Origin of the sequence: Methylophaga marina (genome assembly GCF_030296755.1) — a bacterium.
Lineage (GTDB): Bacteria > Pseudomonadota > Gammaproteobacteria > Nitrosococcales > Methylophagaceae > Methylophaga > Methylophaga marina.
In genome coordinates, this window is the sequence record NZ_AP027741.1 from 2,413,448 (window position 1) to 2,435,291 (window position 21,844).

21 protein-coding genes and 1 pseudogene are annotated in these 21,844 nt (G+C 44.0%); 18 read left to right on the plus strand and 4 right to left on the minus strand.

Annotated features, from left to right (window positions below):
* Window positions 1–153 precede the first annotated feature (153 nt).
* Together QUE24_RS12310 and QUE24_RS12315 are read left to right on the plus strand one after the other, a co-directional pair.
* Complete coding sequence (locus QUE24_RS12310) at window positions 154–705, plus strand: hypothetical protein (RefSeq protein WP_286304118.1); 552 nt, start codon at window positions 154–156, stop codon at window positions 703–705.
* A gap of 38 nt (window positions 706–743) precedes the next feature.
* Window positions 744–1,286: a cytochrome b gene (locus QUE24_RS12315; RefSeq protein WP_286304119.1), complete on the plus strand. Its 543-nt coding sequence runs from the start codon at window positions 744–746 to the stop codon at window positions 1,284–1,286.
* A gap of 60 nt (window positions 1,287–1,346) precedes the next feature.
* Here the strand turns inward: QUE24_RS12315 and QUE24_RS12320 are convergent, their stop codons facing one another.
* The 3 genes from QUE24_RS12320 to QUE24_RS12330 all read right to left on the minus strand — a co-directional run bounded on the left by QUE24_RS12320 (window position 1,347) and on the right by QUE24_RS12330 (window position 3,863).
* Window positions 1,347–2,018 carry an urease accessory protein UreH domain-containing protein gene (locus QUE24_RS12320; RefSeq protein ID WP_286304120.1) on the minus strand — a complete coding sequence of 224 codons (672 nt, stop codon included), beginning with the start codon at window positions 2,016–2,018 and terminating at the stop codon, window positions 1,347–1,349.
* A 64-nt stretch (window positions 2,019–2,082) separates the two neighbouring features.
* Window positions 2,083–2,715 (minus strand): ANTAR domain-containing response regulator, encoded by a 633-nt coding sequence (locus tag QUE24_RS12325; protein WP_286304121.1) that lies wholly within the window; start codon window positions 2,713–2,715, stop codon window positions 2,083–2,085.
* Window positions 2,712–3,863: a transporter substrate-binding domain-containing protein gene (locus QUE24_RS12330; RefSeq protein WP_286304122.1), complete on the minus strand. Its 1,152-nt coding sequence runs from the start codon at window positions 3,861–3,863 to the stop codon at window positions 2,712–2,714. Before QUE24_RS12330 ends, QUE24_RS12325 begins: the two co-directional genes overlap by 4 nt.
* A 513-nt stretch (window positions 3,864–4,376) precedes the next feature.
* On the opposite strand from QUE24_RS12330, the gene QUE24_RS12335 reads away from it, so the two are divergent.
* The 14 genes and pseudogenes from QUE24_RS12335 (at window position 4,377) to QUE24_RS12400 (ending at window position 17,518) form a co-directional block, all read left to right on the plus strand.
* A complete protein-coding gene (locus QUE24_RS12335; protein WP_286304123.1) occupies window positions 4,377–5,609 on the plus strand; it encodes a transporter substrate-binding domain-containing protein in 1,233 nt (410 codons plus the stop codon).
* Between the two features lie 63 nt (window positions 5,610–5,672).
* Window positions 5,673–6,566, plus strand: a complete 894-nt coding sequence (gene urtB / locus QUE24_RS12340) for an urea ABC transporter permease subunit UrtB (protein ID WP_286304124.1) — start codon at window positions 5,673–5,675, stop codon at window positions 6,564–6,566.
* Entirely contained in the window at window positions 6,566–7,681 is a 1,116-nt protein-coding gene (gene urtC / locus QUE24_RS12345; RefSeq protein WP_286304125.1) for an urea ABC transporter permease subunit UrtC, read from the plus strand. Before urtB ends, urtC begins: the two co-directional genes overlap by 1 nt.
* The gene (gene urtD / locus QUE24_RS12350; protein ID WP_286304126.1) at window positions 7,671–8,426 is read left to right on the plus strand and encodes an urea ABC transporter ATP-binding protein UrtD; all 756 of its coding nucleotides are present in this window, start codon (window positions 7,671–7,673) and stop codon (window positions 8,424–8,426) included. Before urtC ends, urtD begins: the two co-directional genes overlap by 11 nt.
* Window positions 8,426–9,121, plus strand: coding sequence for an urea ABC transporter ATP-binding subunit UrtE (gene urtE / locus QUE24_RS12355; RefSeq protein WP_286304127.1), 696 nt, complete (start codon window positions 8,426–8,428; stop codon window positions 9,119–9,121). The genes urtD and urtE overlap by 1 nt, the downstream gene beginning before the upstream one ends.
* Window positions 9,122–9,142: 21 nt before the next feature.
* A complete protein-coding gene (gene ureE / locus QUE24_RS12360; RefSeq protein ID WP_286304128.1) occupies window positions 9,143–9,589 on the plus strand; it encodes an urease accessory protein UreE in 447 nt (148 codons plus the stop codon).
* Between the two features lie 53 nt (window positions 9,590–9,642).
* A pseudogene (locus tag QUE24_RS12365) lies at window positions 9,643–10,094 on the plus strand (urease accessory protein UreF); the annotation flags it as partial.
* Between the two features lie 15 nt (window positions 10,095–10,109).
* On the plus strand, window positions 10,110–10,292 hold the full coding sequence (locus tag QUE24_RS12370) for an urease accessory UreF family protein (RefSeq protein ID WP_286304130.1): 183 nt from the start codon (window positions 10,110–10,112) through the stop codon (window positions 10,290–10,292).
* A 17-nt stretch (window positions 10,293–10,309) separates the two neighbouring features.
* Window positions 10,310–11,005 carry an urease subunit beta gene (locus QUE24_RS12375; RefSeq protein ID WP_286304131.1) on the plus strand — a complete coding sequence of 232 codons (696 nt, stop codon included), beginning with the start codon at window positions 10,310–10,312 and terminating at the stop codon, window positions 11,003–11,005.
* A 2-nt stretch (window positions 11,006–11,007) separates the two neighbouring features.
* Complete coding sequence (gene ureC / locus QUE24_RS12380) at window positions 11,008–12,720, plus strand: urease subunit alpha (protein ID WP_286304132.1); 1,713 nt, start codon at window positions 11,008–11,010, stop codon at window positions 12,718–12,720.
* Window positions 12,717–13,364, plus strand: a complete 648-nt coding sequence (gene ureG / locus QUE24_RS12385) for an urease accessory protein UreG (RefSeq protein WP_286304133.1) — start codon at window positions 12,717–12,719, stop codon at window positions 13,362–13,364. The genes ureC and ureG overlap by 4 nt, the downstream gene beginning before the upstream one ends.
* Before the next feature lie 8 nt (window positions 13,365–13,372).
* Complete coding sequence (locus QUE24_RS12390; protein WP_286304134.1) at window positions 13,373–14,287, plus strand: urease accessory protein UreD; 915 nt, start codon at window positions 13,373–13,375, stop codon at window positions 14,285–14,287.
* 133 nt (window positions 14,288–14,420) lie between these two features.
* Complete coding sequence (locus tag QUE24_RS12395) at window positions 14,421–17,129, plus strand: cation-transporting P-type ATPase (protein WP_286304135.1); 2,709 nt, start codon at window positions 14,421–14,423, stop codon at window positions 17,127–17,129.
* Window positions 17,130–17,176: 47 nt separating this feature from the next.
* Complete coding sequence (locus tag QUE24_RS12400; RefSeq protein ID WP_286304136.1) at window positions 17,177–17,518, plus strand: hypothetical protein; 342 nt, start codon at window positions 17,177–17,179, stop codon at window positions 17,516–17,518.
* Between the two features lie 412 nt (window positions 17,519–17,930).
* Here QUE24_RS12400 and QUE24_RS12405 read toward each other — a convergent pair whose 3' ends face one another.
* On the minus strand, window positions 17,931–18,554 hold the full coding sequence (locus tag QUE24_RS12405; protein ID WP_286304137.1) for an arylesterase: 624 nt from the start codon (window positions 18,552–18,554) through the stop codon (window positions 17,931–17,933).
* 23 nt (window positions 18,555–18,577) lie between these two features.
* Here QUE24_RS12405 and QUE24_RS12410 point away from each other — a divergent pair, with 23 nt between their 5' ends.
* Together QUE24_RS12410 and QUE24_RS12415 are read left to right on the plus strand one after the other, a co-directional pair.
* Complete coding sequence (locus QUE24_RS12410; RefSeq protein WP_286304138.1) at window positions 18,578–19,288, plus strand: ABC transporter ATP-binding protein; 711 nt, start codon at window positions 18,578–18,580, stop codon at window positions 19,286–19,288.
* A complete protein-coding gene (locus tag QUE24_RS12415; protein WP_286304139.1) occupies window positions 19,257–21,716 on the plus strand; it encodes an ABC transporter permease in 2,460 nt (819 codons plus the stop codon). Before QUE24_RS12410 ends, QUE24_RS12415 begins: the two co-directional genes overlap by 32 nt.
* The last annotated feature ends 128 nt before the right edge of the window (window positions 21,717–21,844 follow it).

A 21,844-nucleotide genomic window follows, 5' to 3' on the forward strand; every position in this document is an offset into this window, starting at 1 on the left:
ATTTCTTCCTGTCACTTAACTGATTGTGCTAATACAAGCATTTTGGCACTATCTAATAGGTTGAATATAAAGCTGAAACACAAAACTGTTTTAGCTTTATTTCAATTCAAGAGAGAGAAATTTTATTAACTATAACAAGAGGAAAAGTGTTGCATGTCTAATGAAAACAACAAGACTTCACTGCCACACTGGGCAAGTATCCTCGGTGTTGTCGCGATTATGCTCGGTGTCTTTCTGACGGCTGTGCATGGTAATGAGGCGATGAAACAGGCCGTGGTGACCAGCAATATGCCAGCAGATGGTGTGATGCCGGCAGCTGACTGTCCAGAGGAAGAGCTGGAAGAGGAGGGGATTACCATCGCTGAATGTGAATACCTCATTGAGCATGTCAAAGGCGTGGCTTTAGCAGCGCCAGACTGGTTCCCGAATGTGCAAATGACACTGGCTGGTATTGGGGCTGTGTTGGCATTTATTTCTGTCATCATCGGTGGCGCCTTAGTGAATTACACGCCATGGGCATCGAAAGCGGCGATGGTCGTCTTTAGTGGTCTCGCAGCCGTTGATTTATTGCAGTTTGCTGCTGTAGTCAATACAGGACCAACGCTACGTGAAGTGTATCTGGGCGGTATTTTGCTCTGGTTCATTCTGCATTTAATGTTAGTCGTGGGTACATTAGCTGGCAGACACAGTGAAGCCAATGCTTAATCTCCCACATTTGCAACGAAATATAAACGGAAGCTGTTATGCAAAGACAAGGTTTTAGTAGAACGGCGGTAATCCTGCATTGGTTGCTGGCTGTTTCAATTTTCTTTTTATTTATCTCAAGCTGGTGGATGATGGGCTTACCTTTGCCATCACCGGAATTACAATTCCGGGCATTTCCATTTCAGTTACATAAAAACATCGGTATCACATTAGTGATCATTATTCTGATGCTGCTGTATGTCCGTCTCAGGCATCGACCTACACCACCAGACTCAACGGATATGGCACCCTGGATGCACTGGTCTGCCATTGCTGCACATGTGGCAATATATGGTTTAGTGCTTGCGGTCTGTTTGACTGGCTATCTGTCATCAGCCCATACCCGTTGGGACACCGTGTTCTGGTGGTCGATTGAGTTCCCTCGCATTGCTGCACCTGATGAGGAAATGAACGAGTTCTGGGGTGAGCTGCATATGTGGACAGCATGGGCGCTACTCGGCATTATTGCCGTGCACGTCAGTGGTGCCATTTATCATGCCTTCCGTAATGATGGCATCGTCAGACGTATGATGCGTTGGTAAAAGTAGACGTGTTTCAATAAATAAAAATGGGGCCTTACCGGCCCCATTTTTATTGTGGTGTTAAAAAGTCCCTTTTAGCCAGACAAAGCCGAGTAAAGCTGTTGCCAGACCTAAAATACCTTTGGCATAACGGAACAGCGTTTCACTGCGGTCATACAACAGTGATTGAGCAAATCCTAATAGTAAACCAAAGCACAACATGCTCAGTAATACCCCGATTGAAAACAGGACGACATATAGAATGCCTAGGCTGGAAGATTTGGCAATCAATGCTGGCAAAACGGCCAGTAATGGGCCACTACCAGCAACCCCATGCACAATGCCAACGGATACTGGCAAGTGAGAGCGATGAGGTTTAGATACTTCAACAATATGAGTGTGCTTGGTGCCATCGGCATGCTGATGAGTCGTTATTTTCAATCCAGCGTTCGGATGAATAAACCGATAAGCTAAAAATAAACCAACAGAGAGTAAAAGCACGCCAATAAATCGTTCTGCCCATAGACTGGCTTGTTCACTAAGATGCCAGTCAAAAGCGATAAATAAAATGGCGAGTAACATCACGGTTGCCCCATGACCCAGTGCCCAGCGGCCACAAAAGAAGGCTATTTGGCGAGGTGAGGAGCGTTTTGCTGAAAGGCTGGTCACAGCCATAATATGATCCGCATCAAAGGCATGTAACATGCCTAAACTGAGGCCGGTAAACATAAGTGTTAGACTAGAAATATCCATTAATTTTTACCTATGATGTTTGACTAAAATCAAACTGAAATAAGAGAAGCCTGTTAATAGCTGTTTATGTTTTTTCATTGGAAAATGACTGTTTTGCAATAATTTCTTTTGCTAACTCACCTACTGGCATACGTTGTTCCATCGCCTGTTTTCGCAATAATTTATAGGCTGCTTCAAGACTAATATTTTGTTTTTCACTGATAAAATGCTTGGCGTTTTCAATATGTTGACTGGCATTGAGTTTGGATTCTAGGTTACGAATTGTCTTTAACATAGAGCGAGTTTGTTTAAACTCTTGCAAACCCAGCAGTAAGTTACTGAGTACACCCAAAGGGTGAAATGGAAGACCAATAATCGCTTGCGCATTCAAACTTAATGAATATTGCAAAACCAGTGGGTTTTCATAGTCCACCACCAACACTAAAGCGGCCGGTGGGTTGCTGACATCCCAGTGAAAGTCATAATTATTCTCAATAATAGGGGTAAGCCCCAGCATCACCACCTGATAATTAGATGAAAAGTCCTCAGGTGGTGGCCATTCCGTTTTTAATGGAAAGCCAATGCGCCGGATCTGTTGTTCGATTTTTTTACGATTCTCACCTTCTGGCATGATCAGCAAGATTTCATGCTGGCGTAAGTTTTTAACTAAGGTGGAGAGCTCCAGAGGCTGCTGAACAGCAGTTAAGCGCTTACTCATAACGACTCTCTGCTGGCTGTTTCCAGAGGGCTCGTCGAATATGAGACTAAGTAGGGATCAGGTTTCAACGCCGTGTCGGAAGTCACTAATATATCGAATTGACCTTGTTGATTGACTCGACCTATGCGTGACCATAAAAAACAATGATTATTATCAGGATCAATTTTTACCGGACCCTGTGGTGCCGAATGTCGAATATCGGCTATTTTTTCCATCACCTTATCAGCATGGAATGACTCAGCCAGCTTGACCGCTTTGATAGCCAGATGAACCTGGAAATACGCCGCTTCCCAGCACATTGTGGTTACTTCATCCTGGCCATAGGTGGCCTTATATTCCTTGACGATTTCCTGGTTTATCTGGGTTTCAACTGACTGGAAATAAGGTGCTGCGGTGTAGTGTCCAAAACCTGCCTTAATTCCCATCGCCTGAATTTCTGTTTCGGTCGTTGTCAAGCTGGCAATAGGAATAGGTTTATCGGCATTTAATTCCAGCATGGCTTGATAAAAATACTCAATGCTTTTGCCGACAAAGTTAGAGAAGACAAACTCGGGATGCTGTGAACTGACGTGCCTGGCAACCTCATAGACAGCTTCTTTGTTGGTTTCTAATGGCAGAAACATTTCTGATATGACGTCACCATCTGATGTTTCGATGAGTTCACGCATGATGCGGTTAATCTCACGAGGCCAGATATAATCGGAGCCAACCATGCAGACGCGTTTACCGACGTTTTGAAGCATGTATTGGGCAAGCTGAACACAACCTTGATTTGGTGCCGCACCGGTATAAACGACATTCGGTGCATACTCAAATCCCTCATATTGCGTTGGGTAAAAAAGTAAAACATCGTAACGCCCGATAATCGGTAGCATGGCTTTGCGGCTAGCCGAAGTGTATCCACCGAAGATGAGTTTGACGTTATCTTCAACGATTAACTTTTGTGTGAGCGGGCCATAATTTTCTGGAACAGATTGAGGATCAACACAAATAGGATGGAGTTGCTGACCATTGATGCCACCCTGACGATTGATCCTATCAATTGCCAGCAGGGTTGACCTGAGCATGGTCTGTTCTGGATTAGCTGTGACACCTGTCTGAGAAAAAATGACACCAACAGGGATTGCAGCGGGATACGTATTAGACATTAAAAACCTCATGTAATATCAGGCATAGAGCCATAAATGTTATTCATTCTGCGTTTTTGCAGAATCAGTACCCATAATTCGGGTAGATAAACAGCAATTGATAATGAGTTTCTAAATGTCTATTTCAGTGGACCATACCGCTTTGTTGTTGTCAATTCGCTTCTGAATATTAAACAAACGATTCGGATGACACGCAAAAATGGTGCGATGTTTATGATCTTTGCACCAAAATTAAACAATCTTTTTACAAAAATAAAAGTCAATTTTTGTAACTTGTTGTTTATTTTGTGATATTTGTCTTTGGCATAAATTGTGCGTAAACCCTAAGTGAGGATTGATAGTTATTCTGCATGAGATAACTGCCCGCAAAAGCGCGTTCAGTTATATATTCATCATCCAGAATCTCCAAAAGCGGAGTGTGATTATCTGTCTCTAAATGTCATGTTATTTTTCGAGCGAAAGGGCTCCCTAATTTATTAGGGGGCCCTTTTTGCGTTTTAAGGGGAAGCATTAATGAAATTACTAAAAAATCTTAAGGCAACTATTGCGGTTGTTGCCTTTAGTTTACCGTTTATCGGGCAAGCGAGTGCGGCCGATGAAATTAAAGTGGGCGTACTTTTTTCACTAACGGGTGGCTTGTCTATTGTAGAAAAGTCTCTGTCTGATGCCACCTTAATGGCAATTGATGAAATCAATGCCAATGGTGGTGTTGACGGTAAGATGATCAAACCCATCGTAGAAGATGGGGCGAGTGATCCTAAAACATTTAATGAAAAAACAAGCAAACTAGTGATTCGTGATCGTGTCGTTACCGTCTTTGGTGGTTACACTTCAGCTAGTCGAAAAGCGATGCTACCTGTTATCGAAAAACGTAAAAATCTATTGTTTTATCCTACTTTTTACGAAGGATATGAGTGCTCAAAAAATGTCATTTATACCGGCTCTGTTCCTAACCAGCAGTTGAATAATTACATTCCTTATTTGGTTAATAAGTTAGGTAAGAAGAAGTTCTTCATTGTTGGCTCTAACTACTTATTTCCAAAAGAAATGGCAAAAGTGGCTAAAAAGTTAATTGAAGCTAATGGTGCTGAATGGGTGGCAGATGAATACCTAGAGCTAGGTCATTCTGAATGGGGCTCAATGGTCAAAAAAATCAAAGACAGTGGTGCTGATGTTGTGCTGTCTAATGTGGTAGGTGACTCTGTCATTTCTTTCTATCGTGAATATTTCAACCAGGGTATTTCACAAAAAGATATTCCTATTGCCTCAACTGTGACCTCTGAAATTGAGGTGGCGGCATTAGGTGGTAAATATGCTGCCGGTAGTTATACCTCATTCCCTTATTTCCAAGCTATTGATACCAAAGAAAATCACGACTTCATCAAACGTTATCGTGCTTATGTTAACGATCCGAATGCTGTCACACACGTCACTATGGTTGCAGCATATGAGAGTGTTTACGAGTGGGCTAAAGCGGTAGAAAAATCGGGTAAAACCAAACCACGAGACATCATGGAAGCGGCAAAAGGGGTATCTATAGATGGACCTATGGGCGTGATGACAGTAAGTCCTGAAAACCTTCATAACTCGATGACGCCTCGTATTGCTCAATGGCAAGAAGATGGTCAGGGCAAAATCGTCGATGAATATGATGTGCCATTACAGCCATTACCTTATTCCGCCTACGGTGAAACAGCTGACAATCTGTTCTGCACCGTGTCCGGTTTGGACAGTTCTAAATTGTAATTATTTATATCCTTACGGCCTGTCACCTCAAGGTGAACAGGCCGGTAAGAGGAGAATTTTAATATGTTAGATACTGTATTCATTGGGCTAAGTATTGGCTCTATCTTGCTATTGGTCGCATTGGGTTTATCCATAGTCTATGGCTCGATGGGGGTCATTAATATGGCTCATGGTGAATTAGTCATGATGGGTGCCTATACCACCGTACTGGCTCAAACCTATTTAGGTTTTAATCTGTTTGCAGCTATTCCTTTAGCTTTTCTCGTCTGTGCTGGTTTGGGGTTACTCATTGAAAAGCTGGTGATTCGTCGCTTATATAGCCGGCTGTTTGATACTTTGCTGGCGACATGGGGGGTGGCTATTTTACTACAGCAAGCTATTCGTCTTGAATTTGGTTTGTCTTTTTTCGGCATCCATATCGATGGCCTTGGACCAGGGCTACAGTCTGTGACTCTGCCCGAGATCATGACAGAGTCATTTACTGTAGGTGAGTTTGTTATTCAGCCTTATAGAACATTTATCATTTTAGTGTCTGCACTGTTGGCATTGTTGACGTGGTTTGTGATGTATCGCACCCGAATAGGTCAACAAGTAAGAGCAATCATGCGTAATCCTGATATGGCAGCGGCCTGTGGCATCGATGTCAAAAAAGTGAATGCCTTAACCTTTGCTTATGGTGCCGGATTGGCTGGTGTCGCTGGTGTCATGATGTCTGGGTTTAAAACCGTTATGCCTGATATGGGCAGCTCACTGGTTGTCGATGGCTTTTTAGTGGTTGTTGTTGGCGGTGTTGGCAGCTTAGTGGGGTCGATTGTCGCCTCTGGCATTCTTGGTCAGTTAAACGGCGTGGTTGCTTTCTTTAGTAACGATATTATTGCTAGGGCAGTTGTTTTTGCGGCTGTTATCGCCATCATTATCTGGCGTCCCCGTGGCTTATTTAACTACAAGGGGCGTTAATGATGAAATTGACATATTCACACCTGAAAATAATGGTTTACGCCATATTTATCGCGATCATCCTGTCTCTGCCTTTATTTTTAGATGAGTTCTGGCTAAACCGCACAGCAAAATATTTAATTTACGGCATGTTAGGTGTCGCTATTTCATTGAGTTGGGGCTATGCCGGCATTTTGAATTTAGGGCAGGGCCTGTTCTTTGGCGCTGGGGCATACATGTTAGGCATGAGTCTGAAGTTAGCCAGTCCCACCAGTATGGAACAAGGTGGGCAGACACCAATTCCTGACTTTATGATGTGGAATGCGGAGCCTGATGCGGTGATTGATCTCTGCTGCATCAATGATGTCTCATTCTTATGGATGCCATTTCAATCACAAAGCTTTGGCATCTTTATGGCTATCGCCTTACCTGTCCTTGTTGCCTGGCTGATAGGCACGATCATTTTCCGTAAAGGCATTGCGGGTGTTTTCATTTCGATTATTACATTAGCCATGGTGTTATTGGCTCGCCTGTTAGTCGTTGATGCACAGTCTTTTACCGGCGGTTTTAACGGCTTAACGGATCTGGCCTGGTTTAAGATAAATGGTTATGAGTTTGATCCCTATACGGTCAGTACTTATTACCTGGTTGCCATCTCACTAGTGATTGTCTTGCTTATCACTCGAGTATTAATCAATAGTCGGGCAGGCTTGATATTACAAGCTATTCGCGACGATCAGAATCGAGCTAAATACCTGGGTTTTGATGCTGCATCGTATCAGACCTTTTTCTTTTGCGTGTCAGCGGCTATCTCTGGATTTGCAGGGATGTTGTATGTCATTACCGCAGAGTTTGCATCACCTACATTTATGGATTTGTCCTTCAGTATCGCCATTGTGATCTGGGCAGCAGTGGGTGGACGTGCTTCTATCTTAGGTGCCTGTATAGGTGCCATTTCTATCTCGATGTTAGGGGCCTCGGTGAGTGAAAGCGAGCTGTTTGTTGAATCGTGGCAAGCCATTCTGGGGTTATTTTTTGTTTTGGTGGTGTTGTATATGCCAAAAGGCTTGGCCGGTATTGCTCATGGGATTTGTAGAAAACTAACTGTAAACCGGGGGAAGGCTGATGAAAGCTAAAAATCGTGATCTTTATATCGATGGCTTAGGAGTTAACTTCAGTGGCTTCCAGGCAGTAAATAATTTCAGCATGGTCGTAAAACACGGTGAAATGCGTGTGCTTTTAGGCGCTAATGGTGCGGGTAAAACGACATTGATGGATATGATATGCGGTAAAACCCAGTCAACGGCGGGCAGAATTTTTCTTGGTGATAAGGAGATCACCAATAAACCACCACATTTAATTGCTCGCTTGGGGATAGGGCGTAAATTTCAGATCCCCAGCGTTTTTAAAGAGCTTTCTGTCTTGCAGAATCTGTCAGTGGCAGCAATGCAGGAAAGTACAGTACTTGCCAATTTAGGCTCAATGAAACGACGAGTTGATCATGAGCGTATGAACGAGGTGATGTCGATGACTAATCTCGAAAACAAAGCACATGAGCTGGCCGAAAATCTCTCTCATGGTGAAACACAATGGCTTGAACTTGCCATGCTGATTATTCGTAAGCCTCAAGTGATCTTACTTGATGAGCCCACAGCCGGTATGACTGCGGATGAAACACTTAAAACCTCTCAAATTATGAATAATCTGAAAGGCCAACATACGATTATTGCTGTTGAGCATGATATGGCATTCGTTCGTGAAATTGCCGACAAAATCACTGTTATGCATCAAGGAGAGTTTTTGGCTGAAGGCCACATCAGCGATATAGAAAATAACCAGGCAGTGAAAGATGCTTACCTGGGAAGTGGGGGCATTCACTAATGTTGACGTTGCAATCAGTAAACAGTTTTTATGGTGGCAGCCATATTTTGCACGATGTTAATTTCAGTCTGGAAACAGGCAAGATTTTATCGGTATTAGGCCGTAATGGGGTAGGCAAGAGTACCTTGCTAAAAACACTGATGGGATTGACCAGCTCCATGACAGGGAGTTTGACACTCAATGAGCTTGAGCTTGGTGATCAGACAACCTTCTATCGGGCACGTTCAGGGATGGGATATGTACCTCAAGGCCGTGAAATTATTCCCGACTTTTCGGTGAAAGAAAATATTTTGATGGGGCGATTTGCCGACCAAACCAGTAAGGGAGAGATTCCGGATATTGTGCCAGAGCTATTCCCTTATTTAATGGATAACCTGGATCGGGCGGGTGGATTATTATCTGGCGGCCAGCAGCAGCAATTAGCTATTGCCAGAGCCATTGCTACCAATCCTCAGGTGTTATTACTGGATGAGCCTACCGAGGGTATTCAACCCAATATCGTTGAACAGATAGAAGACTGCATTCTCAGACTGAATAAGGAACTTAACTTAACCATTATTCTTGTCGAGCAGAATATCCGTTTCGCGAAGAGGGCTTCTGACGAGTTTCTTATCCTGGATAACGGACGCCTTGTTTGTCAGGGAAGCGGGAATGAACTGACCGATGACCTGGCTAATCAGTATTTGACCATCTAAGACGAATATGAGGATAAATATATGCTTGTCTTAAACGACATTATCGGCAGTGTGAACGACGAAGATATTGCTGAAAAACTTCATCATCACGGACATCATGACCGTATTGAAGTCATTCGAATGAATGTGGCTGATACCGCACGTAGTCGGCAGAAAGTGGTGACGGATAAAGGCACTGAATATGGTATCGCCCTATCCCGTGATAAGCGCCTATATAACGGTGCGGTATTGCTCATGGATGATCAGCGGGCTGTGGTGATACGGGTCAATGAAGAAGAATGGCTTCGATTATCTCCTGTCAGTACCGATGCCGCATTAGAGCTGGGTTATAACGCGGGCAATTTGCACTGGCGTATTCGGTTTGATGGTGCTGATCTGCTGGTGGCTCTGGAAGGGCCTACACAACGTTATATCGACAGACTCAGCGGGCTGATTGAAGCCAATCGTGTGACTGTCGTTCAACCTTGACTACAACATCACCACCAGAAATGACCTCTTCAGCATTAGCCATGTTGAGCATGATGCAGTTTGGAGATAGCCAATTTCCAAGTGGCAGCTTTGCTTTCTCAAATGGTCTGGAGACCTTATTCAACGACAATAAGATCAAAGGTCCAGAGCAAATATATGACTTGATTGAAGTGCAACTCAAGGGGCGTTGGAACAGTTTGGATCGCGTCGCCTTATGTCACGTCTATCGGCAAGCAGAAAATCTGGATGTTATCAACGCGATTGATAATGAAGTTGAAGCCTTAAGTCTTTCTGCTGGATTAAGAACAGGATCGAAACGCAATGGGGCAGCATTATTAGGTATCCATGCACGTTTAGGCACACCCTTGAGTGCGGAATATCGTCAACTTGTTATGGGAAAAAAGCACCCGGACATATTCCTGTCGTCCAGGGTTTAGTGTTTTGTCATTGTGGATTAACGGAGCTGCAGGCACAGATAGCAAGTGCTCATGGCTTATGCAATGACATGCTGGGTGCCTGCATGCGGCTGGGTAAATTAGGTCATATTCATGCTCAGTTGATACGACAAAAACTGTCTTCTGTTATTGCCTCACTTCTCGAACAGCCTGTTTCAGATGAACAACTTATGCATAGCTATGTGCCATTAACTGAAATTGCGGCAATGCGTCATGAAATCAGTGACCAACGGCTATTTGCCAATTAATTATTTAAGGAGAAATTATGTATTTAACTCCATCAGAACTTGAACGTTTAACCATCTACACAGCAGCAAAACTTGCACAAGAGCGGCGTGATAGAGGGTTAAAACTGAACTATCCGGAGGCCACGGCATTAATCGTTAATGAAGTGCTTGAAGGTGCACGGGATGGTCGTACTGTGGCAGAGCTGATTAGTTTTGGCAGCACCATTCTGAGTACCGATGATGTGTTACCAGGGGTCAGTGACATGATGCACATGTTGCAAGTGGAAGGTGTTTTTCCTGATGGTTCTAAATTAGTCACCATACATGATCCTATCCGTTCAGGAGAGCAAGAGGTCCCTGAATATCCTATTCCGGGCGAGCTATTTCCAGCAGAAGGTGAAATTGAACTGAATGCCAAGCGTGAAAAACGCACTCTTCGGGTGGCAAATACCGGTGACAGACCGGTACAGATTGGCAGTCATTACCATTTTTTTGAGGCGAATAAAGCCTTGGAATTCGATCGTGAAGCCGCATTTGGCATGCGTTTAGATATCCCTGCCGGCACAGCAGTAAGGTTTGAGCCAGGCCAGGAAAAAGAATGCATTTTATGTGAGTTTGGTGGCGAAAAAGCACTGTATGGCCTTAATGGACTGACCAATGGTTTAGCTGATGATGAGGCAGTGAAGCAAGCGGCATTGAGCAAAGCCAAGCAAGAAAATTATTTAGGAGCATAACGATGGCAATAATGAGTCGTAAAGAATATGCAGAAATGTATGGGCCAACCACCGGTGATGGTATTCGCCTTGGTGATACCAATTTAATCGCTGAGGTGGAGTACGATTTCACCGTGTATGGTGATGAGTGCCTTCATGGTGGTGGTAAAACACTGCGAGATGGCATGGGAATGACCTCAGGCCTAGGAAGTGAAGACGGTACATTAGATATGCTGTTATGTAATGCCCTGGTAATCGATCCTGTCATTGGCATTGTGAAAGGCGATGTCGGTATTAAAGATGGCAAGATAGTGGGCATTGGTAAAGCCGGTAATCCAGCCACTATGGATGGAGTAGATCACAACTTATTAGTGGGGCAATCGACCACAGTAAGAGATGCCGAAGGGCTAATTGCCACACCGGGTGGCATTGATGTGCACGTCCATTTTGATAGTGCTCAGTTATGTGACCATGCCATTGCTGCAGGCATTACCACCTTGTTTGGTGGCTCGTTGGGACCTATCACCGTAGGGATTGATTGTGGTGGGGTATTTAACGTAGGAAAAATGCTGCAGGCGGCAGAGGACTTTCCCGTTAATTTTGGTTTTCTGGGAAGAGGTAACTCATGTAAACCTGAGTCTTTATATGAGCAGATTGAAGGCGGTTGTGTTGGCCTGAAAATCCATGAAGACTGGGGCGCCATGCCTGCTGTTATTGATACCTGTCTTAATGTCGCTGATGAACTGGATTTTCAGGTCCAAATCCACACCGATACCTTGAATGAAAGTGGCTTTTTAGAAAATACATTAGCCTCCATTAAAGGCCGGACCATCCATATGTATCACACTGAAGGCGCTGGCGGAGGTCATGCACCAGATATTATTTCTGTTGCAGGTGAGGCCAATTGTTTGCCTTCATCAACTAACCCAACAAATCCGTTTACCCGTAATACGTTTGATGAGCATCTGGATATGACTATGGTTTGCCATCATCTTAGCCCGGCTATTCCAGAGGATGTCGCCTTTGCAGAAAGTCGGATTCGTGCTCAAACCATTGCTGCTGAAGATATTCTGCATGACATTGGCGCCATCTCCATGCTCGGGTCAGATAGTCAGGGAATGGGACGTATTAATGAAGTGATAACCCGAACCTGGCAATTAGCCAGCAAAATGAAAGATCAACGCGGCAGGCTGGATACAGAAAAATCACGTATTGGTGATAACGAACGCATCAAACGCTATATCGCTAAATATACGATTAATGCAGCGAAAAGCTTTGGTGTGGCTGAGCATATTGGCTCATTGGAACCAGGCAAAATGGCGGATGTTGTTCTTTGGCGACCAGCCATGTTTGGGGTTAAACCTGAAATCATCGTGAAAGGTGGTTTTATTGCTTATGGTGCAATGGGTGACAGTGCGGCGTCATTAATGACCTGTGAACCAATCATAATGCGTCCTCAATGGGGTGCTTTTGGTGTTGCCAAACAAAAACTGAGTGCTAATTTTGTGAATCCATTGGCGATTGAAAAAGGATTAGCTGAGAAGCTGGAGTTGAAAAAAACCTTACTGCCGGCCACGGGGACTCGAAATCTCACCAAAAAAGACATGTTACATAACGATGCCTGTCCTGAGATGTCTGTTGATCCACAGACTTTTGATGTTCATATCAATGGTGAGCTGGCTTATTGCGAACCCTCTAGCGAACTTCCACTAACACAAAGGTATATCCTGCGATGAACACATCTTTTGACTTAAATTCATTAGCCGGGCCAGCCAGAGTTGGTATTGGTGGTCCGGTTGGTTCTGGTAAAACAGCGTTAATTGAAAAGCTTATTCCAGCATTTCAGCAACGGCAGATTGAAATTGGCATTATTACCAATGATCTGGTGACCAAAGAAGATGCTGAGAGATTGAGAAAAAGTGGTTTGATCGATCCTGAACGGGTCATGGCTGTTGAAGCCGGGGCTTGTCCTCACACGGTCATTCGGGAAGATCCGACGTTAAATATAGAAGCTTCTGAACAGATGACCATTAACTTTCCTGAGATTGAATTAATTCTGATTGAAAGTGGAGGAGATAATCTGGCTTCTACTTTCTCTTTGGATCTGGTTGATCAATGGATGTTTGTGATTGATGTCGCTGGTGGTGATGATATACCGCGTAAAAAAGGGCCTGGCGTTTTACAAAGCGATCTCTTGATTATTAATAAAAAAGATCTCGCACCCTATGTCGGTGTCGATTTTGACGCTATGTATTCTGAAGCAAAAAATGTTCGTGAAAACAGACCCGTTGTGGCGATTAATAGTCGCTCAGGAGAGGGCGTTGAACAAGTGGTTGATTACATCGTTTCCAGTTTATTGTTTAATAAAGCAACGTCATAGGTAGACACATGCGAAGCGAAGATTTTTCACCTTTCGATAATCCTGCTGTCACGCCGATGGGTATCAATACGATGCAATCACGTAAGGCGCGTGCAGAACTCAGATTTACAAAAAATACGTCAGGTAACACCTTTATTTCTCATCAGCATGCGGAACATCCTTTCCATATCACCCGGCCTTATCATTACGAACGAGATCCGGAGGGTATGGTGACACTGTATCTGCAGTCATCCTCTGGTGGTATTTATCGAGGTGATGATTTAAGTATGGATGTGCTTTTGGAAGAACAGGCACAGCTTCACCTGACAACACAAGCCAGTACGATTGTGCATAACACGCGAGGTATTAAAGCAAGGCAGTCTGTTGATCTGGTGTTAGGAAAAGGCAGTTATTGTGAGTACATTCCTGATCCCACGGTGTTATTTAGTGGTGCCGCTTTTTGCTCAAATATTCAGATTAAATTAGGAGAAGGTTCAAAAATTTTGTTTACCGATAGTTTTATGTGGCATGACCCCAGTTACAAACTAGTCACCGAACAGGGGGAACATGCTTTTGCTGGTTATGATGGCAATATAAAAGTTGTCGATCAGCATATGAATCTATTAGTTCTGGAGCGATTTCGACTGGAAGGAAAAGACGTACTCCAGCATAACTGCGCTATTCACGATTCTTTTCGTGCACAAGGTTCACTTTTTATCATTGACCAGTCGCCGTCATTAAATTGTGTTCTTGGAGCGATACGGGAAGGCTTATCGCATTTTAATGATATCTATGCTGGTGCCTCAGAGTTACCTAATAATAGCGGCATTATTATTCGTTTTTTGGCGAAAGATGGTATCGCTCTTCAAAAAGCATTGAATATGAGTTGGTCCATTTCGCGAGAGCAGTTAACCGGTACTATTCCTAAGTTAAGACGCAAATAGCTTTTAGTATTGATCCTTGTCATATCAATACGATGCTGGCGTTTTGCCTGGCGAGCATCATTTTCAGGCAAGAAAAATACGGGGTATAGTGCTTATTACAGATAGACGGTGGATGATGTGAGGCTCTGTGAAGATGAGTTCATCAAAAAGTAGCGTTACAGCATGGCATACCATGAGTGTCGACTCTTCATTTGAAGCATTAACGACTTCAGCAGCAGGACTGGATTCGCAGGAAGCAAGTGAGAGACTCCGTCAGTACGGAAAAAACAGTCTGCCAAAGGCAAAAAAACGCAGTGCTGTTATCCGGTTTCTCAGTCATTTTCATAATATTCTTATTTATGTATTGCTGGGATCTGCTGTTGTTACTGCCGCTCTTGCCCATTGGATTGATACCGGTGTCATCCTGGCCGTTGTTATGGCTAATGCGATTATTGGCTTTATTCAGGAGGGTAAAGCCGAATCAGCTATGGGGGCGATCCAACAAATGCTGGCACCGGTTGCTCATGTTATTCGTGGTGCTGAAAGAGTCAGTATTGAGGGTGAAGAGCTGGTTCCGGGTGATATTGTCTTGATTGAAGCAGGCGATAAAGTCCCTGCTGACTTACGCTTATTTGATGCCCATGGCTTATCTATACAAGAGTCAATTCTGACAGGTGAATCTGTAGCGGTAGAAAAACTGACCCGTTCAGTTGATGAGCAAGCAGCGCTCGGTGACCGAAGCTGTATGGCCTTTTCTGGAACATTGGTGGCTTCTGGACAGGGGAAAGGCATTGTTGTTGCTACTGGTGGAAATACTGAGATTGGTCGTATCAGTAGTTTGCTTTCAGAGGTGGAAACGTTAACAACGCCACTCATCAGGCAGATGAATGTGTTTGCTAAATGGTTAACGCTGATTATTCTGGTACTCGCCTCACTACTGCTGGTTTTTGGTTATCTCTATACTCAGCATGATCTTGCTGTGATGTTTATGTCCGTCGTAGGGTTGTCTGTAGCAGCTATCCCGGAAGGTCTCCCTGCGGTACTGACAATTACTCTGGCAATTGGTGTTCAAGCTATGGCCAGACGCCAGGCCATAGTTCGTCGCTTGCCCGCGATTGAAACATTAGGTTCGGTGTCTGTGATTTGTTCTGATAAAACCGGCACATTGACTCGTAATGAAATGATGGTGGCCTCGGTTGTCACTTATCAGCATGCGTTTACCTTAGAGGGCGAGGGCTATAATCCTGAAGGCGATTTGAAGTTAAATGATCGGTGTATTTCACCAACAGAGCATAGTGCATTAGAAGAAATGGCTCGTGCGGCCGCGCTATGTAATGACGCTTCGCTAGTAGAAAAGTCAGGTGTCTGGCATAGCGAAGGTGATCCCATGGAAGGCGCTTTATTGTCCTTTGCTGGCAAAATGAATCTCGATGTCAGGCTGGAACAATCCGTATGGAAACGGAGTGATGCAATTCCTTTTGATGCCCGCCACCGCTTCATGGCAACGCTAAGTCATGACCATCAACATCATGCTTGTATTTTTGTTAAAGGTGCGCCGGAGCGACTATTAGAAATGTGTGGCAGTCAGCGTAGCACTGATGGCAAAGTTGAACCTTTAGATATGGCCTATTGGCAGCAACAAATGCTGACTATTGCTGCAAAAGGCCAACGTTTGTTGGCGTTTGCCGTTAAACCCGTTAACACTGACTATACTGTTTTGGAGCAGGATGATCTCAACGAGTCTCTGATAATGTTAGGGATGGTCGGCATGATTGATCCCCCTCGAACGGAAGCCATAAGCGCTGTGGCTGAATGTCACCAGGCTGGTATCCGTGTGAAAATGATTACGGGCGATCATGCCGAAACCGCTGCTGCAATAGGTAAACAAATTGGCCTGAAAAATCCGAATAAAGTGCTGACTGGATTAGATATTGATGGCATGGATGAGCAGCAGTTAAAAGCCAATGTTATTGATTGCGATATTTTTGCCCGTACCAGTCCTGAGCATAAATTAAGACTTGTTACAGCAATACAGGCACATGATTTGACTGTCGCCATGACTGGAGATGGTGTGAATGATGCCCCTGCACTTAAACGTGCTGATGCCGGTATTGCGATGGGACTTAAAGGTTCTGAAGCAGCAAAAGAAGCGGCTGAATTGGTACTGGCCGATGATAACTTTGCCACGATTGTGTCAGCTGTCCGCGAAGGGCGAACGGTCTATGATAATTTGAAAAAGATTATCAGCTGGACCTTGCCGACCAATGCCGGTGAAGCCATGACGATCATTGTCGCTTTGCTGTTTGGTATGACATTGCCTATTACTCCGGTTCAGATTCTCTGGGTGAATCTGATAACAGCAGTGACTTTAGGTATTGCTCTGGCTTTTGAACCAACAGAAGAAAATACCATGCGCCGGCCTCCACGATCGCGAAATGAATCGTTATTAAGTGCCGAGTTGTTGTGGCATATTGTCTTGGTCTCTTTGCTTTTCTTGGGTGGTGTCTATGGTATTTACGACTATGCTATTAGTCAGGGATATTCGGTTGAACTTGCACGAACACTGGCCGTCAATACGCTGGTTGTAATGGAAATTTTCCACTTATTTTTTATTCGGAATATTCACGGTACATCGATCACCTGGAAAGCTATCTGTGGCACAAAAGTCATTTGGCGGGTGGTTTTTGTGATTAGTTGCGCCCAGTTTGCTATTACCTATCATCCTTGGCTTCAGACTATTTTGGGTACCGAAAGTATTTCTTTTTGGGATGGCGTTCTGGTGATAGCTATTGGTGTGATGTTATTTATTGTGATTGAACTGGAAAAGCAGCTGCGTCTTTTTGTGCGGCATGCCAGAGTATAAGTGATGAAGTATGCTGGTTAATTAAAGTGGACGTTCAAGAGAAATCAATGTGTGGAGCAAGGAATAAAAAGAAAACCGTTCTTCGAGACGAACGTGACAGGCGAGGACTTCGGTTTCTGAGTGCAGAAATTCAGCAAAATGGCGATCTGGTTTTTGAAGGACAAGATCTAGGGCCTGCTGTTGAAGAGTTTTTTGGCTCCTCCGAGTATGAATGGCGGTGGACGATAAAGGCAGAGCATATGCCGATCTTACAAAAAGCTCTGGGTGTGGATGGAGATATCATCAACTTGCTTGAAACGCGTTTCAGTAATGAAAAATCAGCCGGTGTGTTGTCTTTTTTGGAAGAGCATAATATTCCTTATGAATCCTGGCATCGGTATGGCGATTAGCCTTTATTCATAAACCTAATCACATGATTTAGTCATTGTGATGGTTTAGGGCTCACATAAAGAGGATGAGCGAATAAATAAACTATCACTTCTTAGTGATTGCGCCCATACTGACTATCTATGTACCGACATTGATTGGCGTTGATGTTTCTACCTAGAACATGCCCTCAAATTTGCAATAAGCAGTTGAGGTTAATGCATTCAATTAACAGGTGAATATCATGAGTAAAGGTCAAGATAGTAAAAAGAATCAGAAAAAAGCACCGCTATTAACGGCGAAAGAAAAGAAAGCAGCAAAAAAGGCCAAACAAGAAGATAAGAACGTTTTCGGCCATTAATCAAAAAAGGCTACTCAATCTCTGAGTAGCCTTTTTTCTGTCATCACTTATAACAGTGTGTGGTAAAACTATTCTTATTTAGCCTCATCCAGTAGTGGCAGCAATGCCGGCTTAATATTCTGTAATACAACAGGTTGGCCTTCTTTATTTGGGTGCAAGCCATCAGCCTGCATCAAGGTTTTATCAAGAGCGACACCTTTCAGCATAAAAGGCACATAAGCCAGTTGATATTGCTCTGCCAACTCTTTGTATAAATTAAAAAACATCTCTGTATAACGTTTACCGTAATTCTGTGGAATCTGGTTGCCTACTAACAGCACCTTGGCGTCAGCTTTATGTGCCTGTTCAATCATGGATTCAAGATTCTGTTTGGTTTGTGTCAGTGGATAGCCACGTAAGGCATCATTTGCGCCCAATTCCAGAATGACCCAGCTGGGTTTATGTTCTGACAACAGTTGTTTAAAGCGGGCTAAACCGCCTTGCGTGGTTTCACCACTGACGCTGGCATTCACAATGGTAATTTCCGGGTGAGACTCAGATAGTTGATTTTCCAGTAAACTAACCCAACCTAATTCTGGTCGGAGATTATGGGCAGCACTCAGGCTGTCTCCCATAACTAGCAATGTCGATGCTGATACTGCGTTGCTCATCAATAAACTGATGAGTAACACAAACCAATATTGTCTTTTTAAAAACATACAAACCTTTAAGAGTGGAAAACATGGCAGTTACAACTGCAATCAAAGTAACGAATTTAACCCATACGGTATCGGCAAATACAGGCGATTTGACCATATTAAAAGGAATTAGTTTAGATATTCAGGAAGGTGAGTCGGTCGCCATTGTGGGAGCATCTGGTTCAGGTAAGTCGACCTTGCTGGGCTTACTGGCAGGTTTAGATGTGAATACGTCTGGCGAGATTTATCTTTACGACCATGCTTTCTCAGCCATGGGTGAAGAGCAACGAGCCTTACTTCGCGGGCAATATGTCGGCTTTATCTTTCAATCTTTTCACTTGTTACCGAGTTTGCAGGCAGTTGAAAATGTGATGTTACCGGCCGAATTGAAGGGCGATAAAGATGCTCGTCAAAAGGCAGAAGCCTTATTGGAAAAAGTAGGGCTCTCGCATCGTTTAACGCATTATCCAAACCAGTTATCCGGTGGTGAGCAACAACGTGTGGCCATTGCCAGAGCTTTTGCCTCCAGCCCGAAAATTCTGTTTGCTGATGAACCTACCGGCAATCTGGATGAAGGTAATGGTCGCATTATTATCGAGCAGCTTTTTGAGATGAATAAAGAGCAGGGCACGACGTTGGTGATGGTGACACATGACAACCATCTGGCAGAAAAATGTGATCGTCAACTCGTGATGTCTGCAGGTCAGTTGGTGGAAAAAACTAATGCAATTTGCCTTACGATTACTACTGCGTGATATCCGTAGTGGCGACATTCTAACGCTGATTTTTGCGTTGATTATTTCTGTCAGCACCGTCACTGCGATTAGTTTATTTATTGATCGCCTACAACTGTCATTTGAAAGCGAGTCAGCCAACTTAATGGCGGCAGATCGCTTGATTAGCTCTGATGATACGATATCTGACAACTGGCAAACAAAAGCCGATGAGCTGGGGCTTAAACAAGCTCAACGCACCTCATTCCGAACCATGATATTTGCCGGTGATAATTTACAACTCAGTCAGGTCAGTGCGGTGACAGCACTTTATCCTCTCAAAGGTGTTTATTTGGTTGACGATACCTTGTTCGGTACCGGGCATGAATATACTCAGCCGCCACAGCCGGGGAAGATCTGGCTGTCCTCACGCCTCGCCAGTTTATTAGGCGTCAATATTGGCGACAAGGTTGAGGTGGGTGAGACAAGTTTAACCGTTAGTCACTTTCTGGTCAGAGATCCCAATGCCAGTAGTTCGGCGTTTGCTATATCACCTCGTGCGGTGATTAATATGGCCGATCTGGCAGCAACACAAGTCATTATTCCTGGTAGTCGGGTGCGTTATAGCCTGTTACTGGCCGGTGATAAGGACTTATTAGAACAGTATGAAACATGGGTAACGCCACAACTGAATGAGGGCCAACGCTGGCGGACGCCGACACAAAAAGGTGAGCGAATTGGTGACACCATTGGTAAAGCACAATCCTTTTTATTATTAGCTGGAACACTCGCGGTTATCCTGTCTGGGATTGCTATGGCCTTAGCTTCATCTCGATTTGTAAAACGCCACTTGATGCAGGTTGCCGTGTTAAAAACACTAGGTGCCACACCGAAAAAACTAGTGCAGGTATTCCTTATCCAGTTTATCGCCCTGTTTGTAATAGGGGCTGGCATTGGTCTGGCTGCTGGGTGGGCAGGGCAACTGATTATTTCATCCATGCTGGCGGGGCTAATGTCGACCGCTTTGCCCGAGCCTTCATTAAGTCGATTATGGCTGGGTGTGGCGACAGGGCTGGTTTCTATGCTGGCATTTTGTTTTCCATTGATACAGCGTCTGATTAAGGTGTCACCGATGTCAGTGTTGCAGCCAGGTTTTAAAGTAGAACAAAACACGGTCATTATTTATAGCATTGGTTTTGTCGGTATGTTTGGTTTGATGTGCCTGTATACAGGCGGATTAATTCTACCGAGCATTATGATGTTAGCCATTGTTGGCATTGGTCTTTTAGTCGCCTTACTGGGTTATGGCGTATTTAGCTTCGGCCGTTCACTGACCACAGGAGCGACCAGTGGCTGGCAGATAGGCTTTGCTGCTTTATATCGTCGATTGTTTCCCAACTTATTTCAGTTATTGGTGTTTACGCTGATTATTATGCTGGGGCTGATATTAGTCGGTGTGAAATCGAACCTGATTTCAGATTGGCAACAGCAGTTACCGGCAGATGCACCTAATCACTATTTGTTTAATGTTCAGGCCGATCAGATTGACCAAATCGATAAGGTTACAGACTCGCTGAATATCAAACGCTCTGACTGGTTCCCAATGGTTCGGGGGCGAGTTATCAACATCAATGGCACATCGGTACAGACTCTTTACCCTGAAGATAAACCCGAGCCCGAATTGTTTTCACGTGAATTGAATCTGACCTGGTCTGAGGAAATAGGTAAGGGTAGTAAGTTGATTGACGGTGACTTTAATGCGAATGGCCTGTCTATCGAGCAACGGGTGATGCAAGAAGCGAATTTGAAAATAGGTGACAAGCTCACCATTAATATTGGTGGTAATGACATTACCTTACCCATTACCTCAGTACGAGAGGTTGACTGGGGTTCAATGCAGCCAAATTTCTATCTGATTTTGCCCAAACAAGCTTTAGCAGATTATCCGGCTAACTTTGTCAGTAGTGTCTTTATCAGCCAGCAAAATGCACAACCTTTTTATAAGGCTATGTCTCAATTCCCTACGGTCTCGATGTTGAATGTCGGTGATTTATTAAAACAAGTGCAGACCGTAATCGGGCAGTTATCACAGGCGATTCAGCTGGTGTTGCTGTGCATATTAAGTGCTGGTGCGTTGGTATTACTGGCAAGCGTACGCTCAACATTAGAAGAGCGCCTGGAAGAGGGGGCTTTATTACGCGTGCTGGGTGCTAAAAAATCCTTGGTACAACAAGCCTTATTTGTCGAGTTTGGCGCACTGGGATTATTCTCAGGACTGATTGCCGCTGCTGGAGCCGAAGCCTGCCTGTATGGTTTACAGGTATTTGTCTTTAAAGCAGAAGCGAGTTGGCATCCTTTGTTGTGGAGTTTAGGACCACTAATTGGTGTCGTCGTTATTTCCGCAATCGGTTTATTTGCCAGCAGAAAAGTATCCAGCGTGCCACCGATGCATTTATTACGGGAAGTGTAATTAAGACCTAAGCAAAGTTAGATTGGTGATAGCGATACTAACGAGTTCATGCGTATAAACCAGTATCTAAAGATACTAAAGGGCTGGCACTATTTTTCATCATCAGTTCATGACTTTGGCCCCATAAT